General features: G+C 39.0%; 16 protein-coding genes, 2 tRNA genes and 1 pseudogene. 12 read left to right on the plus strand and 7 right to left on the minus strand.

Annotation, left to right across the window (positions count from 1 at the left end):
• Position 1 precedes the first annotated feature (1 nt).
• Positions 2 to 1,480 carry a virulence factor transcriptional regulator MgaSpn gene (gene mgaSpn, locus DXN33_RS00675; RefSeq protein WP_115903999.1) on the plus strand — a complete coding sequence of 493 codons (1,479 nt, stop codon included), beginning with the start codon at positions 2 to 4 and terminating at the stop codon, positions 1,478 to 1,480.
• A gap of 245 nt (positions 1,481 to 1,725) precedes the next feature.
• Here the strand turns inward: mgaSpn and DXN33_RS00680 are convergent, their stop codons facing one another.
• From DXN33_RS00680 to DXN33_RS00695, 3 genes are all read right to left on the minus strand, one after another.
• The gene (locus tag DXN33_RS00680) at positions 1,726 to 1,932 is read right to left on the minus strand and encodes a hypothetical protein (protein WP_181897260.1); all 207 of its coding nucleotides are present in this window, start codon (positions 1,930 to 1,932) and stop codon (positions 1,726 to 1,728) included.
• Between the two features lie 62 nt (positions 1,933 to 1,994).
• Positions 1,995 to 2,999 carry an NADP-dependent oxidoreductase gene (locus DXN33_RS00690; RefSeq protein WP_115904001.1) on the minus strand — a complete coding sequence of 335 codons (1,005 nt, stop codon included), beginning with the start codon at positions 2,997 to 2,999 and terminating at the stop codon, positions 1,995 to 1,997.
• Positions 3,000 to 3,090: 91 nt separating this feature from the next.
• Positions 3,091 to 3,522: an Rrf2 family transcriptional regulator gene (locus DXN33_RS00695; protein ID WP_115904002.1), complete on the minus strand. Its 432-nt coding sequence runs from the start codon at positions 3,520 to 3,522 to the stop codon at positions 3,091 to 3,093.
• 801 nt (positions 3,523 to 4,323) lie between these two features.
• Between DXN33_RS00695 and DXN33_RS00700 the strand changes: the two genes are divergently transcribed.
• A complete protein-coding gene (locus tag DXN33_RS00700; protein ID WP_115904004.1) occupies positions 4,324 to 5,613 on the plus strand; it encodes a DUF308 domain-containing protein in 1,290 nt (429 codons plus the stop codon).
• Positions 5,614 to 5,622: 9 nt separating this feature from the next.
• On the plus strand, positions 5,623 to 6,711 hold the full coding sequence (locus tag DXN33_RS00705) for an AI-2E family transporter (RefSeq protein ID WP_033681461.1): 1,089 nt from the start codon (positions 5,623 to 5,625) through the stop codon (positions 6,709 to 6,711).
• Between the two features lie 140 nt (positions 6,712 to 6,851).
• On the opposite strand, the gene DXN33_RS00710 is transcribed toward DXN33_RS00705, so the two are convergent.
• The 4 genes from DXN33_RS00710 to DXN33_RS00725 all read right to left on the minus strand — a co-directional run bounded on the left by DXN33_RS00710 (position 6,852) and on the right by DXN33_RS00725 (position 9,465).
• A tRNA-Lys gene (locus DXN33_RS00710) sits at positions 6,852 to 6,924 on the minus strand.
• Positions 6,925 to 6,986: 62 nt separating this feature from the next.
• Positions 6,987 to 7,502 carry a DUF308 domain-containing protein gene (locus DXN33_RS00715; protein ID WP_033681462.1) on the minus strand — a complete coding sequence of 172 codons (516 nt, stop codon included), beginning with the start codon at positions 7,500 to 7,502 and terminating at the stop codon, positions 6,987 to 6,989.
• A gap of 354 nt (positions 7,503 to 7,856) precedes the next feature.
• Positions 7,857 to 7,929, minus strand: a tRNA-Lys gene (locus DXN33_RS00720).
• 264 nt (positions 7,930 to 8,193) lie between these two features.
• Complete coding sequence (locus tag DXN33_RS00725) at positions 8,194 to 9,465, minus strand: replication-associated recombination protein A (RefSeq protein ID WP_001113194.1); 1,272 nt, start codon at positions 9,463 to 9,465, stop codon at positions 8,194 to 8,196.
• Between the two features lie 115 nt (positions 9,466 to 9,580).
• Between DXN33_RS00725 and DXN33_RS00730 the strand changes: the two genes are divergently transcribed.
• From DXN33_RS00730 to DXN33_RS00770, 9 genes and pseudogenes are all read left to right on the plus strand, one after another.
• Positions 9,581 to 10,051 carry a DUF3013 family protein gene (locus DXN33_RS00730; RefSeq protein WP_000257121.1) on the plus strand — a complete coding sequence of 157 codons (471 nt, stop codon included), beginning with the start codon at positions 9,581 to 9,583 and terminating at the stop codon, positions 10,049 to 10,051.
• Positions 10,052 to 10,060: 9 nt separating this feature from the next.
• Positions 10,061 to 10,489, plus strand: a complete 429-nt coding sequence (locus DXN33_RS00735) for an NUDIX hydrolase (protein ID WP_115904005.1) — start codon at positions 10,061 to 10,063, stop codon at positions 10,487 to 10,489.
• Positions 10,486 to 10,887, plus strand: a complete 402-nt coding sequence (locus tag DXN33_RS00740; protein ID WP_115904007.1) for a hypothetical protein — start codon at positions 10,486 to 10,488, stop codon at positions 10,885 to 10,887. The genes DXN33_RS00735 and DXN33_RS00740 overlap by 4 nt, the downstream gene beginning before the upstream one ends.
• Positions 10,866 to 11,816: a 50S ribosomal protein L11 methyltransferase gene (prmA, locus tag DXN33_RS00745; protein ID WP_115904008.1), complete on the plus strand. Its 951-nt coding sequence runs from the start codon at positions 10,866 to 10,868 to the stop codon at positions 11,814 to 11,816. Before DXN33_RS00740 ends, prmA begins: the two co-directional genes overlap by 22 nt.
• 1 nt (position 11,817) lies before the next feature.
• The gene (locus DXN33_RS00750) at positions 11,818 to 12,561 is read left to right on the plus strand and encodes a 16S rRNA (uracil(1498)-N(3))-methyltransferase (protein ID WP_115904010.1); all 744 of its coding nucleotides are present in this window, start codon (positions 11,818 to 11,820) and stop codon (positions 12,559 to 12,561) included.
• A 10-nt stretch (positions 12,562 to 12,571) separates the two neighbouring features.
• Positions 12,572 to 14,368: an oligoendopeptidase F gene (pepF, locus tag DXN33_RS00755; RefSeq protein WP_115904012.1), complete on the plus strand. Its 1,797-nt coding sequence runs from the start codon at positions 12,572 to 12,574 to the stop codon at positions 14,366 to 14,368.
• A gap of 295 nt (positions 14,369 to 14,663) precedes the next feature.
• Positions 14,664 to 16,391, plus strand: a complete 1,728-nt coding sequence (locus tag DXN33_RS00760) for a hypothetical protein (RefSeq protein ID WP_115904014.1) — start codon at positions 14,664 to 14,666, stop codon at positions 16,389 to 16,391.
• 523 nt (positions 16,392 to 16,914) lie between these two features.
• Positions 16,915 to 17,211, plus strand: a pseudogene (locus DXN33_RS00765) (choline-binding protein C); the annotation flags it as partial.
• A 220-nt stretch (positions 17,212 to 17,431) separates the two neighbouring features.
• The gene (locus tag DXN33_RS00770; RefSeq protein WP_115904016.1) at positions 17,432 to 18,100 is read left to right on the plus strand and encodes an MIP/aquaporin family protein; all 669 of its coding nucleotides are present in this window, start codon (positions 17,432 to 17,434) and stop codon (positions 18,098 to 18,100) included.
• Positions 18,101 to 18,306 lie beyond the last annotated feature (206 nt).

Below are 18,306 nucleotides of genomic sequence, written 5' to 3' on the forward strand. Positions count from 1 at the left end.
CATGAGAGATTTATTATCTAAAAAAAGTCATAGGCAATTAGAATTATTAGAATTATTATTTGAACATAAACGATGGTTTCATCGTTCTGAACTAGCAGAGTTACTAAATTGTACAGAACGTGCAGTCAAAGATGATCTATCCCATGTTAAATCTGCTTTTCCTGACTTGATTTTTCATTCTTCTACTAATGGTATACGCATTATTAATACCGATGATAGCGATATTGAAATGGTTTACCATCATTTCTTTAAGCATTCAACTCATTTTTCGATTTTAGAATTTATCTTCTTTAATGAAGGTTGTCAAGCTGAGAGTATTTGTAAAGAATTTTATATCAGTTCATCTTCGCTCTATCGTATTATTAGCCAAATCAATAAAGTGATTAAAAGGCAATTTCAATTTGAAATCAGTCTGACCCCTGTTCAAATCATTGGAAATGAGAGAGATATTCGTTACTTTTTTGCACAATATTTTTCAGAAAAATATTATTTCCTAGAATGGCCATTTGAAAATTTTTCATCAGAGCCCCTATCTCAATTGTTAGAATTGGTTTATAAGGAAACAAGCTTTCCAATGAATTTGTCAACTCATAGAATGCTAAAGCTGCTCCTGGTTATTAATCTATATCGAATAAAGTTTGGTCATCTTATGGCAATAGAGAAAGATTCTTTTAACGACCAAAGTTTGGATTTTTTAATGCAGGCAGAAGGAATAGAAGGTGTTGCTCAGAGTTTTGAATCAGAATACAATATCTCTTTAGATGAAGAAGTGGTTTGCCAATTATTTGTGTCTTACTTTCAAAAAATGTTTTTCATAGATGAAAGTCTCTTTATGAAATGTGTAAAAAAGGATAGCTATGTTGAAAAATCTTACCATCTATTGAGTGATTTTATTGATCAGATTTCAGTCAAGTATCAGATTGAGATTGAAAATAGGGATAATCTGATTTGGCATCTGCATAATACCGCACATCTGTATCGTCAAGAGTTGTCCACTGAGTTTATTTTATTTGATCAAAAAGGGAATACAATCAGGAATTTTCAAAATATTTTCCCTAAATTTGTTTCAGATGTAAAAAAAGAGCTTTCTCATTATTTAGAGACTCTTGAAGTTTGTTCTAGTTCAATGATGGTAAATCATCTATCTTATACATTCATCACTCATACCAAACATTTGGTGCTTAATCTACTACAAAATCAGCCAAAGCTGAAGGTTCTGGTTATGAGCAATTTTGATCAGTATCATGCAAAATCAGTAGCGGAAACACTTTCTTATTATTGCAGCAACAATTTTGAACTTGAAGTTTGGACTGAATTAGAATTATCAAAGGAATCTTTAGAAGAATCGCCTTATGATATCATCATTTCTAATTTTATTATTCCTCCGATTGAAAATAAGAGACTGATCTATTCAAATAATATAAACACGGTCTCACTCATATCTTTGTTAAATGCCATGATGTTTATTCGACTAGATTAGTGAGTGAAAGAAGACTCCATCCATCTCTAGGGTAGATTTCCTTTAGATAGGTGGAGTCTTTTTGAATATTAAAAAATTTCATATCTATCATTAGCAGAGATCCTAGTTACATTCATTTTGGGACCTGTTTTAAATAGTATATGCCCAGAGCTAAGTATCTGAAGTATAAAAAGAAAGACCTTTTAATCCTGTATCAAAAAACTTGAAATGGGATGTGTCACAGATTGAATCGAAACCCTATCCTATCATTTGTTGACTATTCGAACACGGGTTACGATATCATATGGATCACTAAATTCTAACTCTCTTGAGTTTAACCATGTGATCGGCGCCCCAACTTCACGTGTATGCTGGTCAATGATGAGGAGTTCCTCTTTACTTGTAACCTCAATGAGATAGTAGGTTAGGACTGGCAAGCCTGCTGACGTTTGGTTAGACCTTTTCCGAACCACTTATCTATTGCCAAGTGGTGTATTGATTTTTAGTTGTAAGATATGACATTGTGTTTTCCTTTTTATTTCTTAAAGCTGAGGACTGTTTTTCCACGTGAGCGACCATTAGCGACTTTGTCTAATGCGTTATTTACCTCTTCAAATGGATAAACTGTATCGATAGAGGGTTTGATTTCTAATTTACTAAAGAGGTCAGCTACCTCTTGTAATTGAGTACCATTGCTTTCTACAAAGATAAAATGGTAGTGGACACTATGTTTTTCCGCCATTTTATCAAATTTGCGACCTGCTAAGCCAAGAATCATCTGTTTCCATTTTGGTAGATTCATGCGTTTGGCAAAGACACCGTTTGGCATCGCACGAAGTGAAACAAGATGACCACCTTTTTTCATGATAGACATTTGTTTCTCAGTTTCAGCTCCACCGAGAGTATCGAGAACATAATCCACCTGGCTAACAGTTTTGGTATAATCCTCTGTTTTGTAATCGATAAAGCGGTCTGCTCCTAGTTTCAAGATACGCTCAGCACTATCTCCAGAACCGTTAGTAATGACCTTCAAACGTTTAGCCTTGGCAATCGGAATGGCCATACCGCCGACACCGCCTGTACCACCAGAAATAAAGATCGTTTTCCCAGCTTGAGCGCCCATGAGGTCAAGAGCCTGCATAATGGTTAAGGCAGTAAGAGGAACAGCAGCAGCCTCCTCGTCTGATAGATAGTCTGGAACCTTGGCTAAGGCTTGGCTATCGACAGCTAGGTATTCTGCAAAGGCGCCGATATGATCAAGTGGCAGACGGCCAAAGACACGGTCTCCTACCTGAAAGTTGTTAATTTTCTTGCCAATGCTTTCAACGATCCCAACTACCTCATTACCAGCAGTTTGAGGAAGTTTGTAAGGAACAATCATCTTGACTTCACCACGAGAGATCATGTTATCCAGAGGATTAACCCCGGCTGCGGATACTTTCACCAAGACTTGTTTGTCTGCAATACTTGGTTTAGCGATTTCTGTGATGTTCAGTGAGATATTATTTTTATTATAAGTAGTGTGTTGTGCGGCTTTCATTGTCTTCTCTTTTCTTTTTTAATACGACTGGATGAACTTGTATCTAATACAAGTTCATGTTGTTTTTAGTAAAAACTGATTTGTTATCAAATCAGTTTCGGACTTGTTTGGCTTGTTTGTATAGATTGTCAATAACATCTTCTAAAGTTTGATTTGCTAATTCCTTCTCTAATTGAGATTCGGCACTAGCGAAAAGCGGTGAAACTGCTCCTTGGATATGTTTTCCAACGGGACAATCGGGATTACTATTTTGATGAACAGAGAATAAACTAATGTGATTGATTTCTTGAGTAGCATAGTAGATCTCTAGTAAAGTCATTTTCTTTGGTGATTTACTGAGTTGATATCCTGTTTTTCCTTGATGAGAATGAATTAAATCTGCATTTTTCAATAAGGCAATCACCTTTCGAATGTAACTAGCGTTAGTCCCAACACTAATAGCTAGTGCTTGAGAACTTAATGTTTCCTTGCTTTCACTAATCATTGTTAAGATATGTAAAGCAACTGAGAATTTTGTATCCATCTGAACTCCTTTTTGTTAACCTGTATCAGATACAAGAACAAGTATAGCATAAATTAAAAGAAAAGCAAGACTTTTGTTTTAAATTTTTTAAAAATTTAAGTGCAATCAGATTAGAGCTGTCTGGAAAGGGTGTTTACAAAATTATATCTTAAATATCCATTGGTTGACCAAAAGTAGAACAGATACACAAAAAAGCCTTGGAACTCAAGGCTTTTTCCTGTTGTATTTAGATGCCCCCTACAGGGATTTGGAAAGGACTTTCATATTGAGAGCAATTAAAAATATTGAAATATAAGTGATTTTAGGTATTTTCAATGTCATGATTTAAAAATGGGACAAAAGTGGGGCAAAAACCATACAGATTCTAAACTGTATGGTTCTTTTTTTATCTAACCAAGAAAGGTTAAAACTTATTAAAACAAATGCAATCAACTGTTGAAAACTTTTTAGTCCGTGTAATATAAAAACAAGTAAAAAGTTGAACTATAGGGAATATTGTGTCATAATAGGTAATAGATGAATAATTAATAGATTGGAAATAATGCTTTCTTACCTTAACAAGTTGAATTGGTTATACATTTTTTCGTCGCAATTGTGTCTATCTCTCGAGTTTAGCTAGTTTTTATAAGCTCTGGTTTCTAATCAATATAACAAATTTTAGAAGTGCATAAGACAAGATGGTGACATTACTACAGTCATTTCTAGTCACCATATGTTGCTGGCACAGGCTGTTTGTAGTGTTGGCTATTTACTAGTCAGTTTAATCGGAGTGTTTAATTTTTATTGTTGAAAGGTTTTTATATGGCGAAAATTCTATCTTTAGGTCTGACAGGTAAGAAATTACTTGCTCAGGGGTTCATGTTTGTTCTGCTAGGTCTCATCTTGATGGTCACGGGGACTTGGTTGCCAGTAAAGGTTATTCGACTGGTTCTGTTTTTAGCTTGGATAGCAACGGTCTTAGATTTAGTATTACGTATTTTCAAAAAAAGTCAGTCAACGGACACCTTGGGAGTTGCACTGGTTAAATTGTTAGTGCTGGGATATTTGCTTGGCTCCAATCTTGCGACGGATGTGCCGATTTATATTTTGGCTCTTGTGATTGGAGTTTATCAGATTTTTCATGCTAGTATTAACCTTGTCACCTATGTTCTCTACCGCAAAAACAAAATTCGACCTCGTTTTCGTCTCTTACTAGATGGACTCGTACTAGTTTTTCTTGGTGGGACTAGTCTTTTGTCCTCTACAGGAAATTCTGTCTTTCAACTCTTTGTATTAGGGGCTTATTTTTTCCTTTATGGTGTGTCCAATATCCGTGATGGTTTCTTGTTTGAGGAGGAAATTGGGAAAAACCATCTCAAACGTCGTGTAAGAATGAGCTTACCTATTGTCCTAGCCGCTCTCATCCCTGCAAGAACTTTAGCAAAAGTTAACAAATTTATGCTGGAAAATGCTGATGAGGAAGAAGATATCCATCTTGGAATAGTGAAGTCTGGTAAGACAGCGGAGCTTGAAATTTTTGTTCATACAGCTGAGACCTCTCTGTTTTCGGCAATTGGTCATGTGGATATCTGCTATCAAGGCCGTGTTATTTCTTATGGCAACTATGATCCGTCTTCTGAGACCTTATTTGGCATGGTAGGAGATGGTGTCTTATATTTCTGTGATCGTGACAAGTACATTGACCTATGTAAACGTGAGAGTCAAAAAACGCTTTTTGGTTATGGGATAGATTTGACGCCTGAAATGGAAAAAGCAGTTCAGAAAAAGTTGGCTGAATTGAAACAACTGACGATTCCATGGGAGCCAAGTGCAGATAAAATCATGACAGGGGATGGTAAGGAAGACTACACCTACGCTTATAAAATCAGACATGAGACAGATGGGGAACTTTATAAATTTATCAAATCTAAGTTTAAATCCTACTTTGTCTTATCTACAAACTGTGTGCTCTTGGCTGATACCATAGTCGGTCAGGCTGGCACCGATATCCTCTCACCCAAAGGATTTATCGCTCCAGGAACTTACCAAGCCTACCTTAATCGAGAGTTTGAAAAACCAAATAGTATAGTCGTATCTAAACATGTTTATTAAGGAGAATTTATGAACTTAGTAAAAAAATACACCCCGTTAATACTTTTTATAGGGCTGGTTGCTCTTGTAATTCTGAATGCATCGAGCTTTATATCAGGAGCAATCTCTCTCTTTGATGTAATATCAACCTTGATTTATGGTGCTGTTATTGCTTTTGTGCTTAATGTTCCTATGAAAAAAATTGAACAGTACTTAGTTAAATTGAAGGTAAAGGCAGAGTTGCGTCGTCCGATTGCCATGGTACTTGTTTTCCTAGCTCTTATCTTAATCGTGATTGCTCTTTTGGTTTTGGTGCTGCCAACCCTAGCTCAGACTATTAGTCAGCTGGGAACAGTCCTTTCAACAGTCCTTACTCAACTTGGGAAATTTCTAGGCAGCTCGGAATTTGTAACCAAAGACATGTTGTCAACTATCGTATCAGGCATACAGGGACAATCTAGTTCTATTAGCCAAGCTTTGATAGGTTTTTTATCAGGTCTGACTAGTAATATCGGCAATATTTTTTCAAGTTTGATGAATGCCTTTTTGATTATAGTCTTCACCTTTTTATTTTTATCCAGTAAGGAACATTTGGCAGCGATGACGAGTCGACTTCTAAAAGTTTTTCTTCCAGAGAAGGTGGTGATAAAGTTGACTTACATTGGACAAGTAGCACTAGAGACTTATGACCAATTTTTGATGAGTCAGCTGATTGAAGCAGTTATCATAGGAGTTATGATAGCGGTTGGTTACAGCGTGTTTGGGATACCCTATGGAGTAATGACAGGTATCTTTGCAGGAGTGCTATCGTTCATTCCTTATGTAGGGCCTATGATTGCTTGTGTTGTGGGAGCGATTTTTATCTTCACAGTGAGTCCTACTCAAGCCTTACTTTCTCTTCTTCTATATCAAGTTATACAGCTGATTGAAGGAAACCTTATTTATCCTAGAGTTGTAGGTCAGTCTATTGGTTTGCCAGCTATTTTCACGCTTGCGGCTGCTAGTATTGGAGGGAATCTTTTCGGACTACTTGGGATGATATTCTTTACACCGATATTTGCTGTTATCTATCGATTGGTTAAGGAATTTGTCGTTGCAAAGGAAAATCAGCTAGATTAAGAAAAACTAAATTTAATAAGATATACTGAGAAGAGAGTGAGAGATTCTCTTCTCTTTTATTTTTAAATACTTTTCTACAAAAAGCTATTAGACGTTAAAAAAAGCCTTGGTTTCAAGGCTTATTTCTGTTGATTTAGATGTGCCCCCTGCAGGGCTCGAACCTGCGCCCCATAGCTTAAGAGTCTACTGCTCTACCAACTGAGCTAAGGAGGCAACAGAAAAAGCTGAGAATGTAACTTCCCAGCTATTTTAATATGCCCAAAATGGCAGCTAGATTATTTACGAAAGGCATCAAGGATATAGGTGAAACCAACAATTAAAAATGCAAAGGCAACGACATAAACGACAAAGACACTTGTAGCTACTGGATTGAACAAAATCACTAGACCTAGTAAAAATGCAAGCAACGCTATCCACATGATATGGTTGCCAATAATAGGGAAAATCAATCCCAGACGATTGCCTTTAAAGAAAGCTATAATGGCTTCTACAATTAACCAAATTCCTAAAATAGTTGGAATGACAACTGGCAGCGTCACAAAGCCATAGGCAACGAGGTAAAGAGCTAAGAGAAGATTAACAATCCCTTGGAAAAGATGAGCTGGTGAGCGAAGCTCTTTTGGTACAGAGAAATAGCCTAAAATAGCTGCTATAGAAGAAACCAGTAAACCAAATGCAATCCACCAGCTGTAAACAACAAGATTAGCTACTGGGTTTGTAAATAGGAAAAGTCCTAAAAGGACAAAAACAACTCCTGCAAGGAATAGCAGTAAACGATTAGAAAATTTCATTTCAATACCCCCTATATAGTATAGTATAGTTTAATAATAAAAATGTTATACACCTTTTTAGAGGAAATGTCAATAAACAAAATGGAAAATTTGGAAGTTTCAGTCTGATTTATGAAAAGAAAATCAGTTTTTATTATTTTGAAAATAAAAAGAGAAGATAAAATTTGTCTTCTCTACATGAAAATATTGTATGGCATCAAAGCAAAAGTAACTGGCTTTACACTATTTGTAAAGATGTAATTTGATTCAAAAAGAAAAGATAGATTTAAAATGTGGGACAAATGATGGGGTAAATCAGTTATAGACAAGCAAAAAAAGCCTTGATTTACAAGGCTTTTTCCTGTTGTATTTAGATGCCCCCTACAGGGATCGAACCTGTGACCCACGGATTAAGAGTCCGCTGCTCTGCCAGCTGAGCTAAGGAGGCAAAGAAAAAAGCTGTATTGGTGCCGAAACTTCACGGTTTGTATTGAACCCGCGCAATTAAGCAGGTGGGCAACTCGCTCTAACTGAAGCTGTTTCCGTGTGAGACGGCCTACATGCTGTTAGAAGACTTTTGTTTCCCTAATAATACAAAAAATAGTCGGTCAACACTTAAGTGTGAAGTCGTACACCACAGCGTTTCTATGTTTATATAATACCACTTTTTCAAAAAAAATCAAGAGGAAAGTGCAATTTTTTGAAAAGGATTTCAGATTTTTCGCAAACGGTCGATAGCTTCCTTTCTTTGAGCCAAAGCCCGTTCATATTTACCAGTATCTTCTGCTTGGAAATAGTGATGATTACGAATTTTTTCTGGTAGATAGTCTTGCTTGACCCAATTTCCAGGATAGTTGTGTGGATAGAGATAGTCTTGGGCATTCCCCAGTTCCTTGCTTCCACTGTAGTGCCCATCACGCAGGTGTCGCGGAATAGGCAAGTGCCCTGATGTTTTGAGGTCGGCAAGAGCCTTATTCATAGCTACATAGGCTGAGTTGGATTTTGGAGAAAGGGCCAAATCAATGACGACATTGGCAATGAGAATGCGGGCTTCTGGGAACCCAATCTTTTGGGCAGCATCCAGAGCAGTCACGGTGTGAATCTGAGCTTCAGGATTGGCTAAGCCGATATCTTCATAGGCGATAACAGTCAAGCGACGAGCGAGACTTGGCAAATCACCAGCCTCAATCAAGCGGGCAGCATAGTGGAGACTGGCATCCACATCTGAGCCACGGATAGACTTTTGCAGGGCTGAGAGAACATCATAGTGGCCATCTCCATCCTTATCCATAGTGATGTAGCTCTGCTGCAGGCTATTTTCCATGATGTCGAGGGTGATGTGGCGGATGCCCTTATCATTCTCAGGGGTAGAGAGAGCTGCCAAATCCAGTGAGTTGAAGGCAGAGCGAAGGTCTCCGTTTGTAGAGGTAGCAATAAAATCCAGCGCATCTTCATCTAGTTCTACTGGAAAATCAAAACCACGCTCAGGGTTACTTAGAGCTATCTGCAGGGCCTCCTTGACGTCTTGGTTAGACAGAGGTTCCAACTCAAAAATTTGAACACGGCTACGAATGGCAGGAGTGACAGAGAAGAAAGGATTTTCAGTCGTAGCGCCAATCATGATGACCAGACCACTTTCCAAGAGAGGTAAGAGGAAGTCTTGCTTGGTTTTATCTAGTCTATGAATCTCGTCTAGCAATAGGACGAGACCACCAGAGAATTTAGCCTCTTCCGCAATTTCTTGCAGTCGCTTTTTACTATCAACTGTCGCATTGAAAGTTCGAAAGGCATACTTGGTCGTTCCTGCGATGGCAGAGGCAATACTGGTTTTGCCGATTCCCGGAGGGCCATAGAGAATCATGGAGGACAGGCGATTGGCTTCCACCATGCGGCGGATAATTTTTCCAGGTCCGACCAGATGCTCCTGACCGATGACCTGGTCGATGGTTTTAGGGCGCATGCGAAGCGCGAGATTGTCTGGCATAGCAGTCCTTTCTAACGTGGATTTTCTGATACATATGTGGTAAGATGGTAGTATCTATTTTAGCATATTTCCGAGTAATCGGGGCGATTAAAGAGTCGCATAGAAAGAGGTCAAAATGGCAACATACGGATTTTTAGATGTTTTAGAGGAAGAGTTGGAGAAGAACTTTCCCTTTGACTTTGAGATTAGTTGGGACAAGCGTAATCACGCAGTTGAAGTGAGTTTTTTGTTAGAAGCGCAAAATGCTGCAGGCGTGGAGATGGTGGATGAAGACGGAGAGGTTTCGTCAGATGACATTCTCTTTGAAGAAGCAGTGCTTTTTTACAATCCTGCTAAGTCAACCGTCAATGAAGAAGATTATCTGACTGTCATCCCTTACCTGCCTAAAAAAGGTTTTTCTCGTGAGTTTTTAGCTTATTTTGCTCTTTTCCTTAAAGATACTGCTGAGGTTGGGCTGGATGCCCTCATGGACTTTTTGGAAGACCCAGAAGCAGAAGAATTCGTCATGGAATGGAACCAAGAAGTCTTTGAAGAAGGGAAAGCAGGCTTGGAAGAGGGAGAATTTTATCCTTATCCGAGATACTAGGAGTTTGACATGGAACTAGAAATTTCTGATTTCACAGGCTGTAAGATTGCTTTGTTTTGTGGGGATAAGCTTCTGACTATCTTACGAGATAATAAGACGAGCATTCCCTGGCCCAATATGTGGGAGCTTCCCGGTGGGGGACGCGAGGGGGATGAAAGTCCTTTTGAGTGCGTGGCGCGTGAAGTTTTTGAGGAACTGGGAATTCATCTGACTGAGGATTGTCTGCTTTGGAGTAAGGTTTATCCAAGTATGCTTTTTACGGATAAACAATCTGTATTTCTTGTCGGTCAGTTGACACAGAACCAGTTTGACAGTATCGTGTTTGGAGATGAAGGACAGGGCTATCAGCTGATGAAAGTTGAGGAATTTCTTAGTTCCAGTCAAGTTGTACCTCAGTTACAAGAGAGATTAAGGGATTATTTGGAGGAAGTAAAATGATTTTTGCAATTGCAACAACCACGTTGAATAAAGAAGTTAAGCGTAAGCTAGAAACTGGACAATATTCTAGAGAGGAAGCTATATTCATTTATATAGAATATTTAAAGTTAAAGAAGATGAGAGAAAGAGCAATGAAAGTAACTGGGATCTCTATGGCTGTTATTTGGGGATTAATGCTTGTTTTACCCTTACTGAGTGGTAAAGGTCTCGTACTGCCTCTTTCAGTACATTTTTTATTTTTGCTACTGCTTGCAGGAGTTGTTCTATTTGTTTATTATCTGATGTTTGGTATTTTTAAACAGCAGATTCATAGCGCAATGAAAGAACATTATACAGATGTGATTGAAGAATTTAAGAAGAATAAGGAAAATACAAAATGGAAACATGGCAAGAGTTAAAAGTTACAGTGAAGCGAGAGGGAGAGGAGTTGGTTTCCAATCTCTTGATTGAGCTGGGAGCGCAAGGTGTTGCGATCGAAGATAGTATGGACTATGTGGGAAATGTTGACCGCTTCGGCGAGATTTTCCCAGAGGTTGAGCAGCAAGAAGAAATCGTAGTGACAGCCTACTACCCTGATACGGTTGATGTAGCAACGGTTGAGGCAGACTTGCAGGCCCGTCTCGCGGAACTAACTGATTTTATGGACTTGGGAGAGGTCAAGATGGGTACGACTGCCTTGGCTGAGGAAGACTGGGCAGACAACTGGAAGAAATACTATGAACCAGCTCGTATCACTCATGATTTGACCATCGTGCCGTCTTGGACGGACTATGAGGCGACTGCTGGGGAAAAGATTATCAAGCTGGATCCAGGTATGGCTTTTGGTACGGGGACCCATCCAACCACTAAGATGAGCCTCTTTGCCTTGGAGCAGGTTCTTCGTGGTGGGGAAACAGTGCTAGATGTGGGTACTGGTTCAGGGGTTCTCTCTATTGCCAGCTCGCTACTTGGTGCCAAGGAAATCTTTGCCTACGACCTGGATGATGTGGCAGTTCGTGTTGCTCAGGAAAATATTGAGCTCAACCCTGGTATGGAAAACATTCATGTAGCAGCAGGAGACTTGCTTAAGGGAGTTGAGATTGAGGCAGATGTGATTGTGGCTAATATCTTGGCGGATATCCTTATTCATTTGACGGATGATGCTTACCGCTTGGTCAAGGATGAAGGCTACCTCATCATGAGTGGCATTATCAAGGACAAGTGGGACATGGTGCGCGAGTCGGCTGAGTCAGCTGGATTTTTCCTTGAAACCCATATGATTCAAGGGGAATGGAATGCCTGTGTCTTTAAGAAAGCCAAGGATATTTCCGGTGTGATTGGAGGCTAGCATGCAACAGTATTTTGTCAAAGGCAGTGCTATCTCTCCTGTCACCATCGAGGATAAGGAAACCAGCAAGCATATGTTTCAGGTTATGCGCTTGAAAGAAGATGATGAGGTGACCTTGGTCTTTGATGATGGAATTAAGCGCTTGGCGCGCGTGCTGGATGTGGAAGCCCGTCAGTTTGAGTTGGTCCAAGAAATAACTGACAATGTAGAACTGCCAGTCCAAGTGACCATCGCATCTGGTTTTCCTAAGGGAGACAAGCTGGAGTTCATTACTCAAAAAGTAACCGAGCTAGGAGCCAGCCAAATCTGGGCCTTCCCTGCCGATTGGTCGGTCGCCAAGTGGGATGGCAAGAAATTGGGTAAAAAGGTTGAAAAACTAGAAAAAATTGCCCTTGGAGCAGCAGAACAAAGCAAGCGTAATCTAGTACCGAGTGTCACACTTTTCGAGAAAAAATCAGACTTTCTAGCCCAACTGGACCAGTTTGACCGCATTGTTGTCGCTTACGAAGAATCAGCCAAAGAAGGGGAAAGCGCTGCGCTTTTACAAGCAGTCTCTGGTCTTGAAAAAGGAGCCAAATTGCTCTTTATCTTTGGTCCAGAAGGTGGTCTGTCACCTGCAGAAATTGAGAGTTTTGAAGCTAAGGGATCAGTCTTAGCAGGACTTGGTCCTCGCATTTTGCGAGCAGAAACAGCACCACTTTACGCTTTATCAGCCCTTAGTGTTTTATTAGAATTAGAGAAATAAGAGGAAGAAAATGGAACAAAAACACCGTTCAGAATTTCCAGAGAAGGAACTTTGGGATTTAACCGCCCTATACCAAGATCGTGAAGATTTCTTGCGTGCAATCGAGAAAGCTCGCGAAGACATCAACCAGTTTAGCCGTGATTACAAGGGCAATCTTCACACTTTTGAGGATTTCGAGAAGGCCTTTGCGGAATTGGAACAAATCTACATTCAGATGAGCCATATTGGTAACTATGGTTTTATGCCTCAGACGACAGACTATAGTAATGATGAATTTGCCAATATTGCCCAAGCTGGCATGGAATTTGAAACAGATGCTAGCGTAGCCTTGACCTTCTTTGATGATGCCTTGGTGGCAGCAGACGAGGAAGTCTTGGACCGTTTGGGTAAATTGTCACATTTGATGGCAGCCATTCGTCAGGCCAAAATCAAAAAAGCCCACTACCTAGGAGCAGATGTGGAGAAGGCCTTGACCAATCTCGGTGAAGTTTTTTACAGTCCGCAGGATATTTACACTAAGATGCGAGCTGGGGATTTTGAAATGGCTGACTTTGAAGCCCATGGCAAGACCTACAAAAACAGCTTTGTTACTTATGAGAATTTCTACCAAAACCATGAGGATGCTGAGGTTCGTGAGAAATCCTTCCGTTCCTTCTCAGAAGGTCTTCGTAAGCACCAAAATACGGCTGCAGCGGCCTATTTAGCCCAAGTCAAGTCTGAAAAACTCTTGGCAGATATGAAGGGCTACGACTCAGTTTTTGATTATCTTCTAGCTGAGCAAGAAGTCGATCGTGCCATGTTTGATCGTCAGATTGACCTCATCATGAAGGATTTTGCGCCCGTTGCTCAGAGATACCTCAAGCATGTTGCTAAGGTGAATGGTCTTGAAAAGATGACCTTTGCAGACTGGAAATTGGATTTGGATAGTGCCCTGAATCCTGAAGTGAATATTGACGATGCCTATGATTTGGTCATGAAGTCGGTAGAACCTTTGGGACAAGAATATTGTCAGGAAGTTGCTCGCTATCAAGAAGAGCGCTGGGTGGACTTTGCTGCCAACAGTGGCAAGGATTCTGGCGGTTATGCGGCGGATCCATATCGAGTGCATCCATATGTCCTCATGAGCTGGACAGGCCGTTTGAGTGATGTCTATACCTTGATTCATGAAATCGGGCATTCTGGTCAATTCATCTTTTCTGACAATCATCAAAGTTACTTCAATGCCCATATGTCGACCTACTATGTTGAAGCACCGTCAACCTTCAATGAATTGCTTTTAAGTGATTACTTGGAGCACCAGTCTGACGACCCTCGTCAAAAACGCTTTGCTCTTGCCCACCGCTTGACAGACACCTACTTCCATAACTTTATCACTCACCTTTTGGAAGCAGCCTTCCAGCGTAAGGTGTATACATTGATTGAAGAAGGAGAAACCTTCGGGGCAAGCAAACTCAACAGCATTATGAAGGAAGTTTTGACGGATTTCTGGGGAGATGCCATTGAAATCAATGATGATGCAGCTTTGACTTGGATGCGCCAAGCTCACTACTACATGGGCTTGTATAGTTACACTTACTCAGCAGGGCTAGTAATCTCGACTGCTGGTTACCTTCATCTGAAACATTCTGAAACTGGAGCTGAAGATTGGCTCAATCTCCTCAAATCAGGTGGCAGCAAAACACCTCTTGAGTCAGCTATGATTATCGGAGCAGATATCTCTACAGATAAACCACTTCGTGATACGATTCAGTTCTTGTCTGACACAGTTGATCAGATCATCGCCTACAGTGCCCAGTTGGGAGAGTAAGGGGAATAGAAAGGTTGTTCTAGAATGATGTTTATGAGTTTGTTAAGTGTCATTCTATTTAGCTTAACTATAGCTATTTTCAAAAATGTCGTTGAAGGTCGTGATGTTAAATTTGAACTTGCTGTAGAACTGGTATTGATAGTTATTTACTTCATTTTCGATCAGATTGTATTTAATTGAGAGAGCAAGCTATAAAGAAAATTGAATCTATTTATGGCTAGAGAAGATTATTTGTAAAAGATAAATAATATGATTTGTATAGATAAGGTAAATATTTTAAAGAAAGGGTGATTTTATGAAAAAGGAACAAGTGTTGATTGGTTTGGGCGTTGCAACTGCAATGGTAGCTGCTTTTAATGGTCATGCACAAGCTGATGAGGTTGTAAATAAACATTCGACTAAATCTACTGTCCGCCAATCAGAAACTAAAAAGGATGCTGACGTTTCAGAATCTGATGTAAAAAATGCGGAAATAAAACTGAATCAAACAATTGAGGAAGAAAAAAATGCTCAGAAGCTTGTTGATAAAATGCAACAAGAGCATGCATCTACTGTGACAAATAAGAACAAAGCAGATGATGCTTTGAAACAAGCACAAGAATTTGCTAAACAAGCTAGTCCTGAAAAAATTAAAAATGCAGAAAAGGATCTTGTTGCTAAACAGACAACGGTTCGGAAGTCAGAAGAAAGATTGTCAGAAGCAAAAAAAGATGAGAAACAAGCCCAAGCAAGTGTTGAGAAACAAGAAACAGTTGTTAATAAGGTAAAAACTCAAGTTGCTCAGAGAGCAGTTGATGTAAAAAAAGCACAAAATAAAGTAACAGAAGCAGAGAAAGCTTTTGATTGGAATACACTACGCGAGATTCAACAAGAAACTGATAAATTGGATGCGAAAGTGAAAGCCAACCAAAATAAAGTAAGTTCTTTAGCGAGTTCAGTATCAAAAACAGAGCAAGAACGAAAAGCGCTTATAGAAAGAGGAAATAAGACACGTTCTACTCTTGAAAAGAATTTAAAATCTGCTGGGGATGAGTTCCATACAGTAACGGTTTCTCATGAGATTAAATCAAATTCTGTTAGTGAAAGTGAGTCTAAGACTCCTCCACTTGATGAAAAAACTTTCGTAGGAAGAGATGGTAAGACCAATTATGTTGCTGCGAACGAAGATGTGAATTTTAGTGGTGAAAGAACAGAAACAATTGTTGTAAAATCTAAGGATGATATCCATACTCCTCATGTGGTTGATTATAAGAAAGTTTCTGAATACGTTCGTAACTACTTAATCGAGTTGCGGAGAATAAATGGCATTGATATTCCAGTGCCACCTGTGACTGAAAAGGCTTTGAAATATGGAAAAGCTAGGGCAGATGAAATGGTGGCAAATGATAAACTGTCACATGATACAAAACTAAAAAATCAAGATTTTGGTTTTAAGGATGCAACAGAAAATGCTACAGCTGGTTCAGTTCCAGAAAAGAGTCGATTGAGTGAAAAAGAACTTGCTTATAAAGAGCTTCTATCTTACTTTAATGATTATAGTAATGCATCATTATATGGTGCATCAACTCCGAAAGAAGCAAATACTTTTAACTATGGCCATAGAATTCCCTTGCTTGCTGCATCAGGGACTGGATTTGCTCTTGGAGCATCGTCAAGTAAAAAAACAACTTTTGGAAATTATGGTGTAATGACTTTCATTAGTGAAGCAAAAGGTGTTTATGATACATTACCAACAGTGATTAGCCCATCTGAAAAAAGAAGCTATGTTTATAACGGTAAGACCTATTATTATAATCCAAGCAGTTCATATTTTTTAGCCAGAGCAGAAAATAAAGATGGTGATCCAGACCATAGTGAATTTTATTTTAACGGTAAACGTGTAAAATTTTTACCGAAGACAACTTTCCGTTATGTTTGGAATGAAATCACATATCCTAAAAATCCAGCTTATACAAAAGCCAAAGAGGCTCTGGATAGTTTCAATCGAAAACAAAAAAAACGAAGAAACTTTAATGAGGGATAAAATTTCATCACTAAACAAAAATATTACAATTGCTAAAACAACATTGAATACAGATCAAAAAAATCTGGATAAAACTAAAAAACGTCTTGCCGATTTTACAAAACAAAATGAAGCTAAGTTAAACGTTTTAAAATTTGCTAAATCTGAGTTGAGCAAACAACAAACTGCGTTAAATATTGCTAAATCTGAACTTTTGAAGCAAGAATCTCAATTAAATCGATTGAAAGCAATCAAAAATAATAAATCTCATGCTGATAAGAATGCGGAACAGTCATTAGTCAATGCTAAAAATGATTTGTTGAAAGCTCAACAATATGTTCTTGTCCTCAAAAATGCTCCAAGAAAACTCGATGAAGCTAAAAAAAGTTTGATGATCGCTAAACAGAAGTTTGAGGAATCAAAAAAAGCACTTGAAAATGCAAATGCTAAATTAAAAAATGCAAAAGTTAAAAAGGAAGCTGCTAAGAAAGAATACATCAAAGTATCTGAAGCATTAAAAGTAAGACTTGCTTCCAAAGGAAGTTGGATTCAATCATCTGGTCGTTGGTGGTATAGACATAACAATGGTTCCTATACATCCAATGGATGGGAACTAATCAATGGGAAATGGTATCATTTTGATCGCTCGGGTTGGATGCAGACTGGATGGGTCAAATCAAGTGGCTCATGGTACTATTTGAATAGCTCAGGTTCTATGCAAACAGGATGGTTCACTGTTTCAGGGAAATGGTATTATGCTTACAGTTCTGGCGCTTTAGCAGTCAATACAACTACACCTGATGGATATCATGTCAACTACAATGGGGAATGGATTAAATAGAGAGTTCTGTGCTATTTAAAAAGATTAATACAAACTCTCATTTTTTTCAGTATAGTATAACCATCAAATATAGAGTGTTATAACTAATTGCAATACATAAAAAATATACAAATTTTGAAAACAATATTGCAACTGATACGAAATTTCCAGTCAATTTTCTTGAAACCCTTTCCCTCTTTTGATAGACTAGTATCTAGTTTTTGAAAAAAGGAGAAAGAAAATGAAAAAATTTGTTGCTGAGGTAATCGGTACGTTCATGCTTGTGTTCGTTGGGACAGGAGCTGTTGTTTTTGGAAATGGTCTTGATGGCCTTGGTCACCTAGGGATTGCCTTTGCCTTTGGTCTGGCAATTGTGGTTGCAGCCTACTCAATCGGAACTGTTTCAGGGGCTCACTTGAACCCAGCTGTTTCGGTTGCTATGTTTGTAAACAAACGTTTGTCATCTTCAGAGCTTGTAAACTACATCCTTGGACAAGTTGTTGGAGCTTTCATCGCTTCTGGCGCGGTATTCTTCCTCTTGGCTAACTCAGGTATGTCAACTGATAGTCTTGGTGAAAATGCCTTGGCAAACGGTGTCACTGTCTTTGGTGGTTTCTTGTTTGAAGTCATTGCAACTTTCTTGTTTGTCTTGGTTATCATGACTGTGACATCAGCAAGCAAGGGCAATGGCGCGATTGCTGGTTTGGTAATCGGTTTGTCATTGATGGCGATGATTCTTGTGGGCTTGAACATTACTGGGCTTTCAGTAAATCCAGCCCGTAGCTTGGCACCAGCTGTTTTGGTAGGTGGTGCAGCCTTTCAACAAGTTTGGATTTTCATCCTTGCACCAATCGTTGGTGGAGTTCTTGCAGCCCTTGTTGCTAAAAACTTCCTTGGAACAGAAGAATAATTGAAACTTAAAAAGCCTTGCTCCTCATTTTGAGGAACAGGGCTTTTTCGTATGATACTCTTCGAAAATCTCTTCAAACCACGTCAGCTTCCATCTGCAACCTCAAAATAGTATTTTGAGCTGACTTCGTCAGTCTTGTCTACAACCTCAAAGCAGTGCTTTGAGCGACCTGCGGCTAGCTTCCTAGTTTGATTTTCATTGAGTAT

The sequence above is a fragment of the Streptococcus sp. NM genome (assembly GCF_003390135.1).
GTDB lineage: Bacteria > Bacillota > Bacilli > Lactobacillales > Streptococcaceae > Streptococcus.

Coding starts and splice junctions, on each gene's coding strand:
- mgaSpn (WP_115903999.1), top strand. CDS start 2: ATGAGAGATTTATTATCTAAAAAAAGTCATAGGCAATTAGAATTATTA.
- DXN33_RS00690 (WP_115904001.1), bottom strand. CDS start 2,999: ATGAAAGCCGCACAACACACTACTTATAATAAAAATAATATCTCACTG.
- DXN33_RS00695 (WP_115904002.1), bottom strand. CDS start 3,522: ATGGATACAAAATTCTCAGTTGCTTTACATATCTTAACAATGATTAGT.
- DXN33_RS00700 (WP_115904004.1), top strand. CDS start 4,324: ATGGCGAAAATTCTATCTTTAGGTCTGACAGGTAAGAAATTACTTGCT.
- DXN33_RS00705 (WP_033681461.1), top strand. CDS start 5,623: ATGAACTTAGTAAAAAAATACACCCCGTTAATACTTTTTATAGGGCTG.
- DXN33_RS00715 (WP_033681462.1), bottom strand. CDS start 7,502: ATGAAATTTTCTAATCGTTTACTGCTATTCCTTGCAGGAGTTGTTTTT.
- DXN33_RS00725 (WP_001113194.1), bottom strand. CDS start 9,465: ATGCCAGACAATCTCGCGCTTCGCATGCGCCCTAAAACCATCGACCAG.
- DXN33_RS00730 (WP_000257121.1), top strand. CDS start 9,581: ATGGCAACATACGGATTTTTAGATGTTTTAGAGGAAGAGTTGGAGAAG.
- DXN33_RS00735 (WP_115904005.1), top strand. CDS start 10,061: ATGGAACTAGAAATTTCTGATTTCACAGGCTGTAAGATTGCTTTGTTT.
- DXN33_RS00740 (WP_115904007.1), top strand. CDS start 10,486: ATGATTTTTGCAATTGCAACAACCACGTTGAATAAAGAAGTTAAGCGT.
- prmA (WP_115904008.1), top strand. CDS start 10,866: ATGGAAACATGGCAAGAGTTAAAAGTTACAGTGAAGCGAGAGGGAGAG.
- DXN33_RS00750 (WP_115904010.1), top strand. CDS start 11,818: ATGCAACAGTATTTTGTCAAAGGCAGTGCTATCTCTCCTGTCACCATC.
- pepF (WP_115904012.1), top strand. CDS start 12,572: ATGGAACAAAAACACCGTTCAGAATTTCCAGAGAAGGAACTTTGGGAT.
- DXN33_RS00760 (WP_115904014.1), top strand. CDS start 14,664: ATGAAAAAGGAACAAGTGTTGATTGGTTTGGGCGTTGCAACTGCAATG.
- DXN33_RS00770 (WP_115904016.1), top strand. CDS start 17,432: ATGAAAAAATTTGTTGCTGAGGTAATCGGTACGTTCATGCTTGTGTTC.